Genomic DNA, 18,405 nt, shown 5'->3' with positions numbered 1-18,405 from the left:
GGTGACTTACAGAGCGGCCAGTTGGTGGTCGTACGCGGCACGCCAACGGCTGTTAATAAGTTAGAGGCGCACTCGATTAAGATTGTCGAATTCGCGAGTAAACTCAGCTTTGCCGGTGTTATTGAAGCTATCGACGCCGATAGCCAAACGATCACCGTGGGTGGCGACGTGTTTGATATTGTCACCACGACAAGCTTGGTCGATATCCAGCAAGCCCATGCACGTTTAACGCTAGCTGACTTTCGGTTAAATGATTATGTGGTTGTAAGCGCCGTTGCACACGAGGATGGCTACGAAGCGTTAAGTCTTAAGCGTACAGTGTTGGGCTTAAATGATCGTAAGTTTGATGGTACTGACGTTGTGAAGTACGACTGGGGCTTCCCTTTGGGTAACCCCAGTGATGCGACTGGCGAAAACCTTTTGTTCTCGGGCCGTTTGCATGCCGCGCACCCTGCTATGTCTACCATGGAAATCGGTAGCCTTGACCCCAGCATAAAAAAAACTGTGGTGCGTATAAAAATCGCCGAGAGTAACTATTCTAAAGTGTTTGTTGAAAATGGTGTGCGAGCAGAGTACACGGTGACATTGGAGCTTCTGGACGAGCTTTACGCATTACTGCTTCAGGGGCGTACAGTATGGATAAATCTACAGGGGGATGATCGTGGTGAAAATGGCGTATTTGCCGATAAGCTTCACTATATGGTGGATAGAGAAGGCCCCTTTATTGTCGGTGAGGCAATCCCTGTAGAAACCACCCCGTAAAGTTGGTAGCCCATTAAGAGCCCTTCGTGAAAGCGAGGGGCTTTTTGGTTTTTGGGTGGCGTATCTGTAATGTTTTGTAAAAGTGTGAATCCTGCCGGCGCCATTTTAGAGACTTTGATACATTTCGCGCCCAACTGCCTTGTGATTTCGTTATCATGAGCACCTTTTTGATCGAGATGACCGTTTGTTGATTTGTAGTTTGCAGCGTTTGCTAAGTCGCCAGTTGTTGGCTTTCCTGTTTGTGGGAGGTTCTGCGACTTTGGTGCAATTAGCTTTATTGTTACTCTTAATCGAAGTGTTTGGGAGCGGTGAGGTTATAGCATCGGCATCGGCTTACTTGTTGAGTTCGGCATATAACTATTTCCTGAACTACTATATTACGTTTGGTAGCCGGCAAAGCCATTGGGTGACGTTGCCTAAATTTCTGGGCGTTGTCGCTGTTGGGGTCGCGGTGAATACAATGGTGTTTGCGTTTTTCCTACCTTACTTGCCGTATATGGCCGCGCAAATCATAGCCATTTTGGCCGCATTGGTGACCAACTACTTACTTCACAAATATTGGATATATCGGAGAGCAGAATAATGAAAGCTCCATCTTTAGCGATAGTAGTACCTTGTTATAACGAGGAAGAAGTACTTGCTGAAACTTTCTCTGTATTAGATGGCGTTATTCAAGCCTTAATCGCCAAGCAAAAAATTTGCACCGGCTCCAAGTTGTACTTTGTTGATGACGGTAGCAAAGATAAAACGTGGGAAATTCTAGAGGCAAAAGCGCAAGCTGATGAGCATACGGTAGCGATTAAGTTGTCGTGTAATAAAGGACACCAAAATGCACTGTATGCCGGGCTGTGTTCCACGACCGAAGACCTTGTTGTAAGCATAGACGCTGACTTACAAGATGGCCCCGAAAACATTGAAGCTATGGTGGATGAGTACGCTAAAGGTTTTGAAGTTGTTTATGGCGTACGTTCTGAGCGAAAAACAGACACTTTTTTCAAGCGCTTCACGGCAGAGGGCTACTATCACTTAATGCGAAAAATGGGGGTAGATTTAGTGTTTAATCACGCCGATTTTCGCTTGATGTCCCGTAAGGCCCTAGAGGCTTTTAAAGAGTATCCAGAAGCGAATCTATTTTTGCGCGGCATTGTGAGAGAGGTGGGATTTTCGTCTTCAACGGTAGAGTATGAGCGCCAAGAGCGTTTTGCTGGAGAGAGCAAGTATCCGTTACGTAAAATGTTGAGTTTTGCCTGGGAAGGGGTCTCTTCGTTTTCGACGGTGCCATTACGAGCGATTACCGTTATGGGGTTTGCTGCAGGGCTTTTAAGTTTGGCGATGATTGTGTGGGTATTAGGTGTTCGGATTTTCACAGATAGTGCGATTCCTGGTTGGGCCTCCATTCTCTTGCCGCTGCTTTTTATTGGTAGTGTTCAGTTGATGTGTTTGGGGGTGTTGGGTGAGTATATGGCGAAGATATATGCTGAAGTTAAAGGGCGCCCTAAATACCATATTGATACGATTGTTAAGTAATTAAGCTATTTTATGCTGGTTTATATTTTGTAGTTTAGAGAATTAAAAATGATTAGTAGTATTGTTAAATGGAATTTTTTTCTGGTAGTGGCGTTATCGACATTATCGGTTTCTTTTATCGCCCTTGAGGCGGCATTACAAATCCCTACTTACCATCTTGATGGGGCTTTTCAAACTGCTAGCAGCCTTTTTCGTATTTATGATGGTCAGTTACCTGGGCGGGACTTTTTACCCTACCTGGGCATTGGTATAACCTTTCTCCTGTATCCATTTTTTTGGTTTTTAGGTGCAGACCTATCGGCATCTGTATTTGCAGGTTATTTTGGTACGTTAATGGCTAGCGGAGTATCGATTTATATTGTCTTCCGCTTGGCGCTTGATCGATCACACCGCTACTATGCGCTAATTGCCGGATTTTTTTTTATTGCCTATTTCTATTTTTTCCCACCGACCGGCCCTTTATTATTTAATGAATTAGTACACCCAGGTACCAGCTTAAGGTCTTTACGGAGGTTTTTTCCTTACATTGGTCTTTTTGTTTGTTACAGTATTTTCATTACACGTTGGCGACCTTTATTTAAGTTGCTTGGTGTCGCTAGTGTGTGTGGAGTTGCTGCTCTATGGGCAAATGACTTTGCTTTGCCTTCGTTGTTTGTTGGCGGTCTAATCTCTTTGTATCTGTTTATACGAGGTGATATTCGACGTTCTCAACTGTGCCTACTTGGGATTGCTGTTTTAGTTGCGATGGCATTATTTTTGATGATTGCAACCGGGGGGCACTTAGTTGAGCTACTAAGTTATAATTTTATTGATGTTCGGCATGATCAATATTGGTACTTTGCTCCCTGGACGGAATCCTCAAAAATATTTACATGGGCAGATATTAACTCGAAAGTGATGCTTGACTATTATCCTTATATTTGGTTGTTGCCGGCTTTATTTGGCGCGGCTATTTGGCTGAGAAATACGGCGTGGATATTTTTGTGTGGTATCGGGTTATCACTTTTTTTGGGTGGTGTACTAGCAACGGTTGGGGGGCATAAAGCATGGTATGAACAGTCCTATTTAATCTGGAGCTATACGACCTTTGCGGCCTTGGTCATAGCCGCGCTTCGATTTTTGTATTCTAAAATTAGTGAGAAATTTAGAGTCTTGCAGTCTTGGCGGTTGTTATTTGCGGGAGGGGCTGTGTATGCAATGCCTATATTGGCGCTGACGTTTTGTGCCATGACGCTTTCAGAGTATATCCAAAAGCATGATGAGCTTAAAATATCTCCAGGTCATTATTTTGAGCCGTCGTTGGGTGGTTACCTAACCAATAATTGGGCTCCCTATATAGCATTGGCGAAAGAGCATCGTGATAATTCTTCGCTAGAGGAGTACTGGGGGTTGTGGAGTGCGGTGAATAGGCAGCACGGGGCCAGGGTCGATGCTGCTATCCATGCGCTAGGGGAGCAGCGCGAATACTTTTTTTCAGGACAAGATATCGTCACAACGACGCTGCGCGGATTTTCTGCATGGCAGGCTTGGAGTTTGACATCAAATTATTGGCTTTATCGTGAATTAATTCGAGGCTACGATGTTGTCTTTCAATCCCCAACAACTGTTGTATGGAAAAAACGAGACGGAGCTAGTTTTCAATTCCCTGAAGCTGAGTGTGAATTGGATGCCAATAATGGGTTTTATGTTCAATCGGAACGCTCGGGCTACCATGAAGTAGAGTTAGTTATCGATGGGCGAAGGTTACCTTCTCGCTCATTAATCATGATGCAGAATAATATTAATTATGCGTGGACTGGTGGAGGCTTTAGTCCTCTTGACGCAAGTCAGGTTGTGCATCGTTTTCCGGTTAAGGTCGGTAGCGAAGGTAATTATTTTCGGGGTGTGATTTTGGGCGGCTCTGCAAAGCAGGAACCGTATTTGATTGGCTGTAAGGCGCGATATATACCGCCAGTTTCTGAGCATGTTTTTGAGACTCTTGGCTATCAGCGTTTGCCAGAGGTTTTCACTGATCGAAATTGGAACCGTGGGGTTTCGCGGTTCTATGCTGGTTTTTTTGTAATAGCGAATAAAGAAAACTTAGCCGCTTTTACCAAAGGAAAGCTTGTTGAGTTTCATACGGGAGAGATAAGAGCTATTGAGAAGATTAAAACCTACGGCAGGTTCATTAACATATATCTCGATGGTGATATCTTAAATGTTGACGATGTCGGCTTTCCTGCCGAATTTAAGCTGCTATCGGCAATTAATGAAAAAATTGTTCCTGAGCGGCATACCGATGGGTATTGGGTTAACGGGTATGCCCGTCGCGGGTGCGGTTTTTTTGTGCAAAACACGCAGCGTCATCGTCAGCTACTAACTGCTGGCGCTAGCTTTACATTAGCGACTGGTGGGGCGATTAAAATTGAGCGCATTGAGTCTAACCGTAAATATATCAATGCTTTTTGCGAAGGATCACCGTTATCCCCTGATGGAGCGCTTATGCGATCCTTTAGCAATCCTGAAGAATAGAAGTTGACATGATATATAGGTCAGATATTGATGGGTTGCGCGCATTTGCTGTAGCCCCAGTTATCCTTTTCCATGCCGGGTTTTCTTGGTTTTCAGGCGGGTATATCGGTGTAGATGTATTTTTTGTGATTAGTGGTTTTCTTATTACCACAATAATTTATCGAGAGATGCAGGATGGACGTTTTTCACTGGCTGGTTTTTATGAGCGTCGCGCAAGACGGATATTACCTGCATTATTACTGGTGCTATTTTCTTGTATGCCATTCGCATACGCTTTGTTGTTACCCTCTGAACTTAAAAGCTTTGGGCAGAGTATAATTGGCGTTAACCTTTTCTCCTCGAATATACTTTTTTGGATGGAAAGTGGTTACTTTGAAAGTGCGGCAGACTTGAAACCCCTCTTACACACGTGGACACTATCGGTGGAGGAGCAATTTTATATTTTTTTCCCGTTGGTGTTGCTAGGTTTGGTGGCTTTTAAGCGAGGAGCTACTGCGCTGACTTTAGTATTGTTGTGTGTTGTGAGCTTTGGTTTGTCTCTTTATCTTTCTACAGGAAGTCCAGATGCAAATTTCTATTTACTTCCCACACGAGCTTGGGAGTTGGGGTTTGGTTGCGTTGCCGCGATTTGCGCGCCTTATCTTCGAAGCCTACCGGCATCAGTTGCATCGTTTTTGGCTGGCGTAGGTTTTTTGTCAATTATATGTTCTGTTTTTTACTTAGACGAAAGTCACGCGGTTCCTGGTGCTTGGGCATTGCCGGCTGTTATTGGTGCAGTGTGTGTTATGGCTTTTTCGAGAGAGGGGGGATGGGTTTACCGTTTTTTGTCTTTTAGAATTTTTGTGGGGATTGGTTTAATCAGTTATGGCGCTTATTTATGGCATCAGCCAATTTTTGCATTTTATAGAATTTATAGTGCAGGCGCTACATCTTCAGTCACGTTTTTGATTCTATCGGTGGTTTCGGTTTTACTCGCGTTACTAAGCTGGAAATATGTTGAGGGGCCGTTTAGGGATAAGACTAAGGTGTCGGCAAGGGCGATCACTCTTTTTTCGATAGGTGGGATATATTTATCGACCACTATTGGTGCTATTTATATTGCTAACAACGGATTTCCGGCGCGTTTTGGAAGTATGGCTGATGTATTGGCGGTCAAACAATATGATTTCTCGGAAGCGTATCGTGATGGCGAGTGTTTTCTTTCGCCTGCTCAGGATGCTAGTGCTTTAGCAGAAACGTGCATCCCCGAAGACGTGGAAACATTTCTGTGGGGGGACTCGCACGCTGCTGCAATGTCTTATGGCGCTGCCCAGATGTGGCCGAATTTTGCACAAGTGACAGCATCTGCTTGTCCTCCACTCAAAGGGTTTTCTACTAAAGGGAGGGTTTACTGCGAGGGGATCAATAATTTAGCTCTCGAGTATTTGATTCGACTAAAACCTAAAACGGTAGTGATCCATGCCAATTGGCTAGGCTATGGTGAAGCTATATGGCGTATTGAGGAGTCTTTAAAATATTTAAATGAAAATATTCCCGAGGTTCATATTGTTGTTGTTGGCGTTGTTCCGCAATGGATTCCGACTTTACCGGATACGTTAGTGAAAAATGCTATACCACTGGCGCGAGAGGTTTATGTGGAAGTGCCATTATTGGATGACATTCGGGAACAAGATAAGAAACTAGAATTAATAACGGCTAAATACGGAGGTGTTTTTATGTCTCTCGCTGACGATTTGTGTAGGGACGATAGTTGTTTAGCTGTTGTGAAGGATGGTGAAGGTGGATTTGAGCCATTTGCTTGGGATTATGGTCACATGACAAGGTCGGCCTCTATGAGGGTCGCTCGAAGTATTAGAGAGAGGTTGCCGCAATGATGAAGTATGTCGTTAATGATGGTTTTCTACATATCGTAACCCTGACCTTACTAGCCTTATTGTTTTCAAGGCTATTCGTTAAGGATTTGAGTGACTCCTCCAAGCATGAGTTTTCTGCTTTAGATGGCCTTAGAGGATTTATGGCTTTTGGTGTGTTTTTGCATCATGCGTCCTACTGGATAAACTATCATAAGGATGATGGTTGGCATGGTGGCCTATCGCATCTTTATGGGAATTTAGGGAATGCGAGTGTCGGTGTTTTTTTCATGCTGACAGGGTTCCTTTTTTCGGTGAAGTTAATTGATAGTCGAGGAAAGGATGTTGATTGGGGCAGGATATTCATCTCTCGTCTTATGCGTCTAGGGCCGCTATATTTCACATTGCTAGCTATCATGTTATGTATCGCAGTGTGGAATTCTAATTTTGTTCAAATATCAACATCTACACAGCTTCGGTCTCAGCTCATTACTTGGTTGCTATTTACTGTACCGGGGTACGAAGGGTTTAATGGTCAGGCTGACATGGGTCTTTATGCGGCCGGTGTTATTTGGACTTTACCGTATGAATGGTTTTTCTATTTTATGTTACCTACGTTAGGGTTACTGCTAGGAGTGAGGAGTCAATCAGTTTTTTGGCTGTCTGTAAGCTTGCTGTGTATCGTATTTGTTGACTCTTGGGCGTTGGATAAAAGTTTATTCTATTCATTCCTTGGTGGGGTTATAGCTGCAACTATTGTACGTGGGGGGTGGTTTCGGCCTTATTTAAGTGGTACTGGAGCGCATTGGTTGGTGTTGGCTGCGTTGGTTATTGGCTATTCCTCCTTTCATGGGCGTATGAACTTTCCTCGGCTAATGTTATTTACCTTTGTTCTATCGGCTTTAGCTTCGGGTGTATCTGTATTCGGATTATTTACCTCCAAGGCAGCGAGAGCGTTGAGTACGGTGAGTTACGGTGTTTATTTACTGCACGGTTTGGTTCTGTATGTGGTGTTTATGTTTGTTATCCCGCTTGAAGATCGGCTTGTAATGTCGGTTAATCAATTCTGGGGTGTGATCTACTTATGTACCCCAATTATTATTGGCGTATCAGCAATATCCTGGTATTGGATTGAGGCGCCAGCCATTAAGTGTGTGTCCCCACTTAATGGCTGGGTTAAAAAGCATATATTTAAAGATTTAACAGATACGGATCAAAGCAAGGTGATACTTTTACCCCCCTGCGGAAAAGGGTGTTAAGCGATGTTAAAAAAAGAAACCTATTATTGGGTACTTGGGTTAGCCTTAGTATCTTTTTTTATCTGTGTCAGGTTGTCGGGTTTACCTGCATACTCCACAGGCTTACTGGATTTGGAAATTGAGTCTGGTCTTCTGGCTTTGCGCTTAGTTCAGGGAGAGGAGGTTAGTTGGTTTACAAATGAGCAGGGTCTACTATATGGTTTATTTTTGTCACCCTTTGTCGAGAGTTTTGGGCTGTCTGATTCGCTTATTCGTCTACCGCTGTTATTTTTCTCTATCGTAACAATATATGTCCTTTGGCGTCTCAGTCGGCAATATCAAGCTAGTTTTCGTGTTGGCTTGATGTTGGTGATATTAACGAGTCCTTGGCATATTGCTGCTTCAACCTGGGCGAACCCCGGTCTTTTGTTACCCTACTTTGTGTTAATTTCAATATTGGTTATTGAGAGAGTAAAGGCTACGTGGCTAGCTGTTGTTATCGTTAGTTTGGTGATGATCTTATCAGTCTTTTCTTCGCGTGAAGCTTTACTTTTTTCACCTTTATACTTTTGCGTGCTGATGCATGGGCTTTTGAAAATTCATGGATGTGAAAAATCGCTAAGGTTGGCTTATGTAGGTGCATGTTGTTTAATATTATTGTTGTTAGTTACATTCTTTTGGTTGCTTAATACAAACGATGTTTCACCGAGCTTGTTCGGGATCCCTCTGTTTAGCTCGAGTAGCCTTACTTTTTTTTGTAGTGAGTTTCTCTTGACTAGCCCTAATGGGTATTTGCAAATACCTGATCAAATGATCACTTACTCCCGTTTTATATTTGGGTCTTATAGTGATCGTGCTATTGAGTATGGACACCTTCGATGGGGCGGGCATTACTTCTTTCTTATTCCTTTTTTGATATTTGGAGCCATCAAGGCTATTAATGATGGTACAAGAATAGATCGCTTAATGCTCTCTTGGCTCATTCTTGGGGTACTAGTTGTATCCACATTTAGAGCAGAAATGGCTCGGCTTACTTTGGTTTGGCTACCTATTATTTGGTTGACAGGCATCGGTTTGGTGGCATTAGATTTTAATCGTTATGTGAGATTTTTTAGTCGATGCATTATTGTGCTGTTTGGCCTTATCTTTACTGTTAATTATTTGGCCCTTACTAAAAGCAGGATTGAAAATAAGTATCAGGCGGAGTTATGGAATGCTTGGGAGTATGCGCTATTAGGCCAGACGGATGTAATAGTGACATCGAGGGCTGGCTCGTTGAGAAAGTCCTACCTTGAGTCTCTGGCTGGTGATGTTGGTAAATCTGATGATACAGCACACCTTGCGCACATTTCAGAAGTTAATGGTCACTTAAATAGAGAGGGGATTTCATCTGTGTTGCTAGGGCAGGGGCGGTATTATTATATTTCGCCCTCCTCAGGCAGTAAGGACTGTTATCGCAGTGTCCCCAGTAGTAGCTTTAGTGGGGAGCAGGACTGGGGGCGGTTGGGTATTAATGCTGGTGTTTCAAAGCCTATTAATACAGGGCTTTACGTGAAGAGCGTAAAATTTTCTGCAGGGCTGGGAGTGCATGGAAGTAGCAGCTGGAGGACTGTGTTACCAGATGGGGCTGAGTCTTTAAATATAGGTTTTGGGTTGGCCGATACGGCTACGTGTTCTGACGGAATGCTCTTTAGCGTGTTTCTAGATGGGGAGTCAGTGCTTGAAGAGCACCTTAAGCGTGATCAATTGCGTTTTGTTAATCTTGATGTGGCTGGTGGCTCAGAGTTATTGCTGAAGACTTATGGCGGCGTACACAAGCTGTGTGACCATGGTCTTTGGCTTAGGCCTGTGGTTAAAATATGTCAGTAGGTAGACCGCCCCTTCGCAAAGAAGGGGCGTACTTATTTTATTGTGTGAGTACTTGAATCCAGTTTGGAGAGCCTGCGCTTGCTGGGACTTTTTTGCCACTAATATCAATGTTTATATATTTTTCCGTCATGTGAATGTTCGTTATTTTCCTTTTTTCTGAGTTGGGCAGTAATATCTCAGTTCCGTGTGTGAGCTTTCTATTTTGAGGGGTGTTGAGGATAAAAAAACCAGCCTGCTTTTTTGATAACCCATTTTCCCAATTGCCATCAGTCAGCTCTACGGGTTGAATCTTATAAGGTACTTTTATTTCAATATCCTCAGGCGTTATTTCTACCGCCCACGTTCTGTTGTTATTTGCTTCGAACTGTCCTGTTCCAAAGCTAATGAGTTCGTCTTGATTTAGTGGGATTTCAGCGTAGCAATTTTCGATAAAGGCTGACTCTTCTATTGCGTTATCTTTCCAGTAGAAATCTAGGTTCTTTCGTGTGTTGTGCGCACTTTTCTGTATGAGTTTTGTGTGAAGGAAAAATCTGTGCTTTATGTTTAACTGGCAATTCTTGCTGCGATAAACGATAGAATTTTTTGCTGTGTATACAGCACTCATACTCTCTGTTAACTCTAATATTTGGTGGTTATGAAATAACTCCTCTATCTCTTTGTTTTTGTTGTATATTCGGAATGTATTCGCGCACCAGAGAGTAATCACAATTCCCCCTGCCACACTAATGATGACTTTTCGGCTAAGATTCTTTTGAATGATAATGCCTGTGAACGCAATGAGAATGCCTACTGCTAACAGGAGGCTAGGATAAAAATAGCGAAATTCATGGTTTTGTGCGGTAACAAAGAATGTAGCATAATATAAAATACTAAATGCGGCCGCTGCAGATAGGTCTTTATATTTTGGCGAGTTCTTTAAAAAGAGGGGGAGCACTATGACGACTATTAGCAGTAAAAATATTAAATAAGGCTTAAACAAGTAGTTGTGCGTTTTGGAAAAGGCAAAATAGTTATCTATAATATTTTCTTTTGACTGAGCTGTATGGAAATCAAACTGATGGAATTCATCCTCCCAGTTACCACTTCTCCATTTTGCTATTTCAAAATTTTCGATTGGTCTGCTGATGCCCAGTAAGCTATTGAGGTACTTGGCCTTTTCGCCCCAAAATAGAGCGGGTTCATTAATGGCGATGTCTAGGTAATTTTTGAAAACCTCTTTGGATCTTTCACTACTACCCTGAACTTTGCTGATTACTTCCCTGTGTTCATGGCCGCACCATATTCCGTTGTAGCATATGTTTTCGGATATTTTTTCTGTTGATGCTCCTATTTTTCCTAGGAACTCTTGGTGTTTTTCGTTTGTTGATTTACTGGCTAGGTTTGCATATTCCCAGGAAAATCCAATGGCCCAGGAGTTTCCTCCCTTCATTTGTAGGATTCCCGGTATTAATACAGGGGTTGTGGCGGATAAAATCCACAGTGTGGTTATTGTAATTGTCAGTAGTTTCTTGCGAGAAAAAGGTCTCAATAAAGGTGATGTGTATAAGGCTATCGGGAATATTAATAGTATGGCATTGAGTCGTGAGGAGACACATAGGAAGAAAAATGCAAGGGATAGAAGCCAGTAGCGCCTTTTTCCAAGGGTCAACTTTAGTCGAATTAAGCTTGCAGAAAGAGCAATAAAAGAAATGGCAAAGACTGAATCAAAGCTATGGAAGATAGCGTAAATATGATTGATCGGGCTTAGTATTACTAGCCCGGTTATGATTTGAGAAGTTGATGATTTTGTAAACGTTCTAACAAAGTAGAAAAGAGCTAGGCAAAATGCTGTTGCTTGGCAGAATATGTAAAATCCTACTTCATTGGTTAGTGAGTAAAATGGCGCTTGCATAAAGGAGGGAATCACAGGGTGGTGACTTCCAAAAAATGCTACATGAGTGAAACCGTTTTTAGCAACTTCTATGGCTAGTTGCCAGCGTGGCACACTATCTGAGTATAATATTCCAGGGTAGAATGATATTGTCCAGAGTAAGGCGACACCTACAGAGAAATATAGAATGCAGCTCTTTTGAGAGAGTAGTCTGCCCTTTTCTTTCTGTGAATTATCACCCCTTATTTTGGGCTGTGCTGTATGGGGTCCTGCCGTAATAGTCATATTAACTCTATGTCGAATATCAGGGGTTATATTGCTTGAAGCAAGCTTTGAGTAGTATTTTTAATACGAGTAGATTACCTGAAAAACTACTAATCTTGGTAGGTACTTCCCCTTTAGGGTAAACGCGAGAGGTAGGTACCTCTTTACATTTATATCCAAGTTTAGGGGCCCTATAGCTTAAGTATGCGAGTAGTTCATAGGTGTCAAAGACATCGCGAAATGCAGAAATTCGGTCGTCATTTAGCATGTTAGCCGAATAGGCTCTAAAGCCTTGAGTCGTATCTGTCCAGTTAAACCCCGAAAAAACAGAAAGCAGTGGTGCATGGATGCACTTGATGGCGAAGTGACGGCTGCTGGGTGTATTAACGCCTTTCCCCCCTTTAATGAAGCGCGACCCTTGGGCAAAGTCTACGCCTTCATCTAGCGCTTTAATAAATAAAGGTATTTCAGCCGGGTCATCTTTATTATTACCATCAATTGTAATGATGCCATTGTAGCCCGCTTTTAATGCGTGAGCATAAGCACACCTTAATTGGGCGCTAAGATTGCCCTTTCCTGTTTTGACTAGTAGAGAGTGTACCGTGAGTTTTTTAAGGCGCTTTTCTTCGGTCGAACCGTCACTGCTGCCGCCATCCATTAAAATAATGTCGGCTGAGTCACTGACGTTGCTATCGACCATTTTTTGTAAGAGGGTGATAACCCTTTCGCCTTCGTTAATTACTGGAATGACAACACAGTATTTTTGTGTGGGCTCGGTGGTGAAAGTCACTTTGTACTCAGGTACTTGCCAGTTTTCTTCGCTCTGCACTGTGAACTCCTAATGGGGCTGTAGGGAAATTAATATGACGCCAACGATTACAAACCCGATGCCGGTAAGTGTGGCCGTGGATATTTCCTCTTTGAAAAAAAAGTAGGATGCCACAGCTACGCTTGTAATTGCCCCTGAAGTGAGAATCGGGTGCGCGATATTAAGCGGGAGCTTGGCAAGCGCGGCTGTGTACAGCAACAATGCCAAACCATAGAAGAATAAACCAAGCCAAAATGGCCAGTTATGTAAAGCAGCGTTAATATCGCTTAATGACGGCATGGTTCTTGGCTGAGTTACAGCAACTTTGATCAAGATGCTTGCTGACGCGTTTGCTGCGATACCGGCTAGCAAAATTACCCACTTCATTTTAGGTCACCATAGTGCTTACAAGTGAATTCTACTGCTTGCTGGACTTCTGCGATTGATTTTTCTGGTGCGCTGGTTAGCATCTCAATGGTACAAGTTTTTTCTGGCAGGTATTTTTTAATGTTGGCAGCAATGATTTTGTGGTCAGAGCTGGTGCTGCCGACGGGGGCTAGCTTTGGCTCGCTAATATGAATGTGCCCTATAATGTCAGCTTGAGTTTGAATGATGCGAGCGGGATTTTCGCCATTCATTAGCATCGCTCCAGTGTCGAGTTGCATTGCGATGCAATCGTGATTAATGTTCCTTACAACCGATGCTGTTTCTTCTGAATTGGTCATAAAGTTTGCTCCATACTCTTTGGGATTGGGTTCTAAGCAGATTATGGTATTATATTTTGCTGCAATATCGCCCAGTCGACGAAAAAAATCCAAATAGGTTCTTTCGATAAAGATGCTTTCAAGCCCTGTGGGATCTCTATTTTTGGGTGACCCGAACACCAAGTAAGTTGCCCCGAGGTGCTTTCCTATGTGGCATATGGACTCAAGATGGTCAAGCATTTTCTTTTGTGTGCAGGCATCGCCAAAAACATTTAGCCCTTTTGTTCCGAATAGCAGCGATTGCATACCTGCTACCGCTATACCTCTTTCGGCCCATGCTTCTCGAACAGTAGTAATTTCTCTTTCCGTGGCTGCTGTTGGTTTAGGGAAATATTTTGGTGGAGCAATATCAATGAATTGAATACTATTACTGGCTAATACCTCATTGATATTGGCGTCAAGAGCTGTATCCCAGGCAATATTCGATATGGAAATCTTCATGCTTTGTATTAAGCCTTTTTCGATTCGGATTGTGCGTATGAGCGTACCGCCATTAACGTTTCTTTTTTGTTGTATTGGTAATTCTCCGCGCCGAAGAGATGTGAATGGCAGCTTTTGAAGTCGTAGCTAATAACAGGGCTGTTTTTTTGATTGTCAAAATCAATCCCAAAGCCTTGTTCGGCAATCGCGCGAACAGAAATAGGTTCTGCCGTTAAGTGTATGAGTTTCAGTTTGTTTTCAAGTGCGGTTTTAATGTCAAACCATAAGTTAACCATTGGGTAGAACTGGAAAACGTTGCGAGATTCAATTTGGTTGACGTTATTGTCGTTGAGTAAGTCAAAGATAATATTCTTTTTGAGTCCCGGTCCTACAAGTCCTGGTAGGCGAACAATTAAGCTGTCTTCAAAATGATTTTTTACGAATTGTTCAAGCCGGTAACGATTTAGGCCATAGGCATGTAAATCGTCAGTATCAATTTCCGTCGTCTCGTTCACACCTGTTGGGCTTTTGAATACATCGACAGTACTGATTAGGATGAACTTCTTACAGTCAACATTTGATAGGTGGTCGATGAGCGCATCAATTTTTTTAGCATCATCGATAGGGTCCTTGTTTGCTAGCCATTTTTGAGCCGGGGCACCAGCGCAGACTGTAGTTTGATAATTTTTACCACGAATGTCGTGTATATTTGTTGATCGATAGAGGTCATCAAATGTAGTTTGTTTTAATAGCGTGCCCCCAACAAACCCTGAATAACCAATCAGTGCATTTTTCATTATTTAATTCCTTAGTTTGTCTCAAGCTTTTCAGTATTTAGACGTTCAAAAACGTCAAAAATATTATCAATTTTTCCTCCGAGCACTGAAAAGCACCGGGGCTCTTCTTTGTGTCGAGTGAATAGGATTGGGCGCCCATCGTCGCCCTCGTTCTTCTGTAAAATAGTTTTCACCTCAAATAAGGAGTCTCGATACTGGCTTTCGTTGATGCAAGGCAGGTATCTTGATGTGTCGCGAATCATTCTGTCTACTCGGCTTTCCTGCTTATAATGCTCAAGTTTTTGGTAAGGGGAGACGTCAGAATTATCAATCCAAGAAGTATGGGGTGTGTACCGTACGTGAGAAAGGGTATGAAGATTCCTTGCTGGAAATGGCATTACTGAAAAGAATGGTCCATCCATAACGGTGACGCCTACTTTTTCAAGCTCTTTGGGTACTTGCACCAGCGCCATTTCTGTAATTTCTTGTTTGATGCCCGTGTGAATAGTTGGATAGCCGGGAATATGCGCTATGCCAGCATAAGTACAATTGAAAACATACGAAGATGAATATTCAGATATATCTGTTGAAATAATACAGTTGTCGGGTTCGGCGTAAAACCTGCTTACCTTTTCGTTTCTGTGAACTTCTATGCCGGCTTCATTTATATCTTGCCAGCAATGCTCCGCTAGAATAGAGGTGTCAAATGCAAATTCCTTTACGCTATAAACTTTATCAATACGTTTAGTATCGAAGAGTTTTTCATAGCTAGTAGCAGCGGTAGAAATATCAGCGCCAATCTCTTTGCAGAAGCGGTAAAATTGTTTGGCGGTTACTTTTGAGCCTGTGCGCGGAATCGCGTAAAGCTTTTCGAAATCATCAACTACTGATTCTGGCCATTTTTCAATAAACCTTGGTAGGTTTATACGACTTCTGTAAGCCGTTGTAAAGCTGCGAGGGTAGTGGTAACCGTTGTGGATTCTAGCCTGATTGGTATATGAGGCTCGCTGCATTATTTGAGCTTCTTGTTCTATTATCAAAACATTTTTGAAGCCTTTTTTTTGGGATAAATATATGGCAATAGAGCAACCATAAAATCCACCACCTATAATTATTGCATCATATCTCACTGCATTAGTTCTCAAGTGGATTTTGAGGCTGCTCTTCTTCTAGGTTGAGCTTTTCTAGTCGCGTCATTTTTACGCTAGTGAATTCTTGCGCTATATAGAATGAGGGGCCATCACTATTGCGACTAACCATGCTGATAATGTATTCACCGAGTACCATGAGTACAAGCGATAGAAGGAAGAACATTCCTGATTGTTGCAAGGATAGGCTTAGCCAGCCTGGAGCTACATCATCCTTAAATATTGCAATTAAGAGTACGTATATTGAATAGATTAAGTTCGCGCCGGCCCCAAATAGAGATAGAGTCGTAACTATTCGCATCGGTGCTTGGGTGGTGGATGCAAGTAACCCCATGCCTCGATCAATACTCTCTAAAAGGCTTTTAGTGGGTGGTGTTCTGTTGATGGCTTCGCGGTAATGAATCTTCGCTTTAGTAAAACCCGCTGTGGCAGGGAGGTGGCGATAGGCTTGGGCTGGCTGGTTGTGCTGGAGCAGGAAATTCACAACACTTTTTGAGAGAATACGAAACTGCGGGGCTTCTTTTGTAAGGCGTATACCGTTAAAGCTATGAAATAAACGGTTGAAAAGTGTTTCGGCTATGCGGTATGGCACTGGCTGTTTAGCTGTAATGTCATTTTGCCCAAATATAACATCATAGCCCTGCATTGCTTTAGTTAACATTTCCGGGATTTGACTAAAACTATCTGTGTCGGGGTTTATTAGGCAGCTGTAATCGCCAAGCGAAGATTCAAGCCCTGCCCACAAGGCAACGTCATTATTAACCTCTTTGGTTAGAGCGTATACCTGAAGGTTTGGAATACCTGCTTCAGACGTTAAATGTTTCAGTTTTTCTAGAGTATTATCAGCTGAGGCGTTGTCAACGATTACAATTTCATAGTCTGTAACATTGTTCTTTAGTCGCTCAGAGAGTTCATTTAACTCTTCTTCAATTAATGCGCTTCTATTTTTGACTGCTAGTACAACAGATAAAAAAACTTGTGCACGCTCCATAAATCTAACCTTTTATTTAACCAACTCCAAAACCCCAAATACACTAGCATCAATATACCCGCGGTTCTTGTCGCCGTTAACAGGTTTGATATCTATGTCACCCATAAAGTGGTCACGGCCGTTTGCGCTGTCGCTGTCGCAGTATGACATCATGAAGCCTAATTTCTTTCCCTCATGGAGTTTAGCCGGTTTTACGGGTTTTTCGTTGGGGGCGTATTCGTCTTTGTAGGTGTCGGGGTAGGCGGCGAGTTGTACTTCCCAGTAGATTTTGCTTGGGTTACTTTCGCTGCGCATCCATTGTGATTTGATATGGTGGGGGTAAAGGCGAACGTTTGCTTTGCTGGCTTTTTTGTCGGCATCGGTTAAAAACGGCCCCATATCGACAGATTGGTTGTCGAGCGATACGTGATAAGCAAAAGCATTGTAAGTGAATAGGTGCTTGCCGCCGCTGTTGTCCTCATCAATAAAAATCTCTAAGGCGTCGTCATCCCAGTAGTGTTCTAGCGGGGCGGGGTGGCTGTCGATGAGTATGTCGTCGCTAATCTCGGCCAAAATATAGAGGTGCTTCTTGGTCCACACGACTTTATAGCGGCCACTGAAGTCATCGGCGCTAGTGGGCGCGCTACCGGCGGTAAGTTGGTCGATGTTGCGCCAAGCGGCTTTTTCCCAAGCATAATCTTGCGGAATGCCGTCTATGTCTGGCGCATTTTTAGCGTAAGGCGCTTGATAGGTTGTTGCGGTGCTCGGCTTAACGCCTGCATTGGCGGTTAGCGCGACGAGGCTGCTGAGTGCAATGCTGGAAAAAAGGTGTGTGTAAAAACTCATATCAAGGCCCTAAAAACAATGTCCTGAAGCGTACAGCTCCTGTATTAATAGCAGCCTGACTATAATTGGCTGCTTTTTCGGCTGTGAGTGTATGGACAAGGCGTTGCCCTGTCCACGACACCGCGCACTTTTTAGTGCTTTGCAATGAAACTGTTGGCCACTTGTGTGGCGTTGAGCACAATTTCCGGGATGGTCGCATCGATACTGACTAGTTGCATATCCGGCTCATCTTGCGGGGCATCCATGCTGGCAAACTGGCTTTCAAGCAAGCTTACAGGCATAAAATGGCCGGCGCGGTCACTCATGCGTTGTGCGATAAGCTCTTTGCTGCCATTAAGGTAGAGGAAGAGGGTGTTAAAGCCTAGCTCGCGAAATTTTTGACGATGTGCGCGGCGTAAACCGCTGTACGCTAACACACAGCTTTTGCCTTCCTCTTTGATGGTGTTGCAGATGTTGGCAATCCAAGGTTCGCGCATTTCATCGGTAAGTGCCTTGCCTGCGGCCATGTGGGCTTTGTTTTCGGCGCTGTGGAAGTCGTCGGCCTCTAAAAACGGTAGATCGAACTTTTGCGCTAGCATCTCGGCCACGGTGGATTTACCGCTACCGCTTACGCCCATGCTGATAATTAAATAGGGTTGGGTCATGGTTACTCTGCTGATCAAAAAGAGCTGGGCGTAGTGCCCAGCTCTTGGAGGTTTAGGGGCGAGGCAATAATAGTTTGTCCAAATAGGCGAAGATATCGGCTTTCTTATCGAGGCGCTTAAAGGGGCGCATGCCTTGGC

16 protein-coding genes are annotated in these 18,405 nt (G+C 43.3%); 7 read left to right on the top strand and 9 right to left on the bottom strand.

The annotated features are described in order from the left end of the window. From AC3A8L_RS11210 to AC3A8L_RS11180, 7 genes are all read left to right on the top strand, one after another. On the top strand, window positions 1–762 hold a 762-nt coding region (locus tag AC3A8L_RS11210; RefSeq protein WP_487962345.1), incomplete at its 5' end, for a DUF5666 domain-containing protein. Between the two features lie 184 nt (window positions 763–946). After that, on the top strand, window positions 947–1,345 hold the full coding sequence (locus AC3A8L_RS11205) for a GtrA family protein (RefSeq protein ID WP_487962344.1): 399 nt from the start codon (window positions 947–949) through the stop codon (window positions 1,343–1,345). After that, window positions 1,345–2,289 (top strand): glycosyltransferase family 2 protein, encoded by a 945-nt coding sequence (locus tag AC3A8L_RS11200; RefSeq protein WP_487962343.1) that lies wholly within the window; start codon window positions 1,345–1,347, stop codon window positions 2,287–2,289. Before AC3A8L_RS11205 ends, AC3A8L_RS11200 begins: the two co-directional genes overlap by 1 nt. Window positions 2,290–2,337: 48 nt before the next feature. Then, window positions 2,338–4,800, top strand: a complete 2,463-nt coding sequence (locus tag AC3A8L_RS11195; RefSeq protein WP_487962342.1) for a hypothetical protein — start codon at window positions 2,338–2,340, stop codon at window positions 4,798–4,800. A gap of 8 nt (window positions 4,801–4,808) precedes the next feature. Then, window positions 4,809–6,674 carry an acyltransferase family protein gene (locus AC3A8L_RS11190; RefSeq protein WP_487962341.1) on the top strand — a complete coding sequence of 622 codons (1,866 nt, stop codon included), beginning with the start codon at window positions 4,809–4,811 and terminating at the stop codon, window positions 6,672–6,674. Then, window positions 6,671–7,909 (top strand): acyltransferase family protein, encoded by a 1,239-nt coding sequence (locus AC3A8L_RS11185; protein ID WP_487962340.1) that lies wholly within the window; start codon window positions 6,671–6,673, stop codon window positions 7,907–7,909. The genes AC3A8L_RS11190 and AC3A8L_RS11185 overlap by 4 nt, the downstream gene beginning before the upstream one ends. 3 nt (window positions 7,910–7,912) lie before the next feature. After that, entirely contained in the window at window positions 7,913–9,757 is a 1,845-nt protein-coding gene (locus tag AC3A8L_RS11180; RefSeq protein ID WP_487962339.1) for an NPCBM/NEW2 domain-containing protein, read from the top strand. Window positions 9,758–9,794: 37 nt separating this feature from the next. Here AC3A8L_RS11180 and AC3A8L_RS11175 read toward each other — a convergent pair whose 3' ends face one another. The 9 genes from AC3A8L_RS11175 to AC3A8L_RS11135 all read right to left on the bottom strand — a co-directional run bounded on the left by AC3A8L_RS11175 (window position 9,795) and on the right by AC3A8L_RS11135 (window position 18,267). Next, a complete protein-coding gene (locus tag AC3A8L_RS11175; protein WP_487962338.1) occupies window positions 9,795–11,912 on the bottom strand; it encodes an ArnT family glycosyltransferase in 2,118 nt (705 codons plus the stop codon). A gap of 19 nt (window positions 11,913–11,931) precedes the next feature. Continuing rightward, the gene (locus tag AC3A8L_RS11170) at window positions 11,932–12,720 is read right to left on the bottom strand and encodes a glycosyltransferase family 2 protein (RefSeq protein WP_487962337.1); all 789 of its coding nucleotides are present in this window, start codon (window positions 12,718–12,720) and stop codon (window positions 11,932–11,934) included. A 9-nt stretch (window positions 12,721–12,729) separates the two neighbouring features. Beyond that, window positions 12,730–13,086: a DMT family transporter gene (locus AC3A8L_RS11165; protein WP_487962336.1), complete on the bottom strand. Its 357-nt coding sequence runs from the start codon at window positions 13,084–13,086 to the stop codon at window positions 12,730–12,732. Further along, on the bottom strand, window positions 13,083–13,904 hold the full coding sequence (locus AC3A8L_RS11160) for a sugar phosphate isomerase/epimerase family protein (RefSeq protein WP_487962335.1): 822 nt from the start codon (window positions 13,902–13,904) through the stop codon (window positions 13,083–13,085). The genes AC3A8L_RS11165 and AC3A8L_RS11160 overlap by 4 nt, the downstream gene beginning before the upstream one ends. Window positions 13,905–13,912: 8 nt before the next feature. Further along, the gene (locus AC3A8L_RS11155) at window positions 13,913–14,680 is read right to left on the bottom strand and encodes a hypothetical protein (protein WP_487962334.1); all 768 of its coding nucleotides are present in this window, start codon (window positions 14,678–14,680) and stop codon (window positions 13,913–13,915) included. An 11-nt stretch (window positions 14,681–14,691) separates the two neighbouring features. Further along, window positions 14,692–15,789, bottom strand: a complete 1,098-nt coding sequence (locus AC3A8L_RS11150; RefSeq protein ID WP_487962333.1) for an FAD-dependent oxidoreductase — start codon at window positions 15,787–15,789, stop codon at window positions 14,692–14,694. 4 nt (window positions 15,790–15,793) lie between these two features. Then, window positions 15,794–16,798, bottom strand: coding sequence for a glycosyltransferase (locus AC3A8L_RS11145; protein WP_487962332.1), 1,005 nt, complete (start codon window positions 16,796–16,798; stop codon window positions 15,794–15,796). 12 nt (window positions 16,799–16,810) lie between these two features. Beyond that, window positions 16,811–17,623 (bottom strand): sugar-binding protein, encoded by an 813-nt coding sequence (locus AC3A8L_RS11140; protein ID WP_487962331.1) that lies wholly within the window; start codon window positions 17,621–17,623, stop codon window positions 16,811–16,813. Window positions 17,624–17,754: 131 nt separating this feature from the next. Further along, window positions 17,755–18,267 carry a gluconokinase gene (locus tag AC3A8L_RS11135; RefSeq protein WP_487962330.1) on the bottom strand — a complete coding sequence of 171 codons (513 nt, stop codon included), beginning with the start codon at window positions 18,265–18,267 and terminating at the stop codon, window positions 17,755–17,757. Window positions 18,268–18,405: the final 138 nt, after the last annotated feature.

The sequence above is a fragment of the Marinagarivorans sp. genome, assembly GCF_982758155.1.
This window is presented reverse-complemented; position numbering and strand designations above follow the sequence as displayed.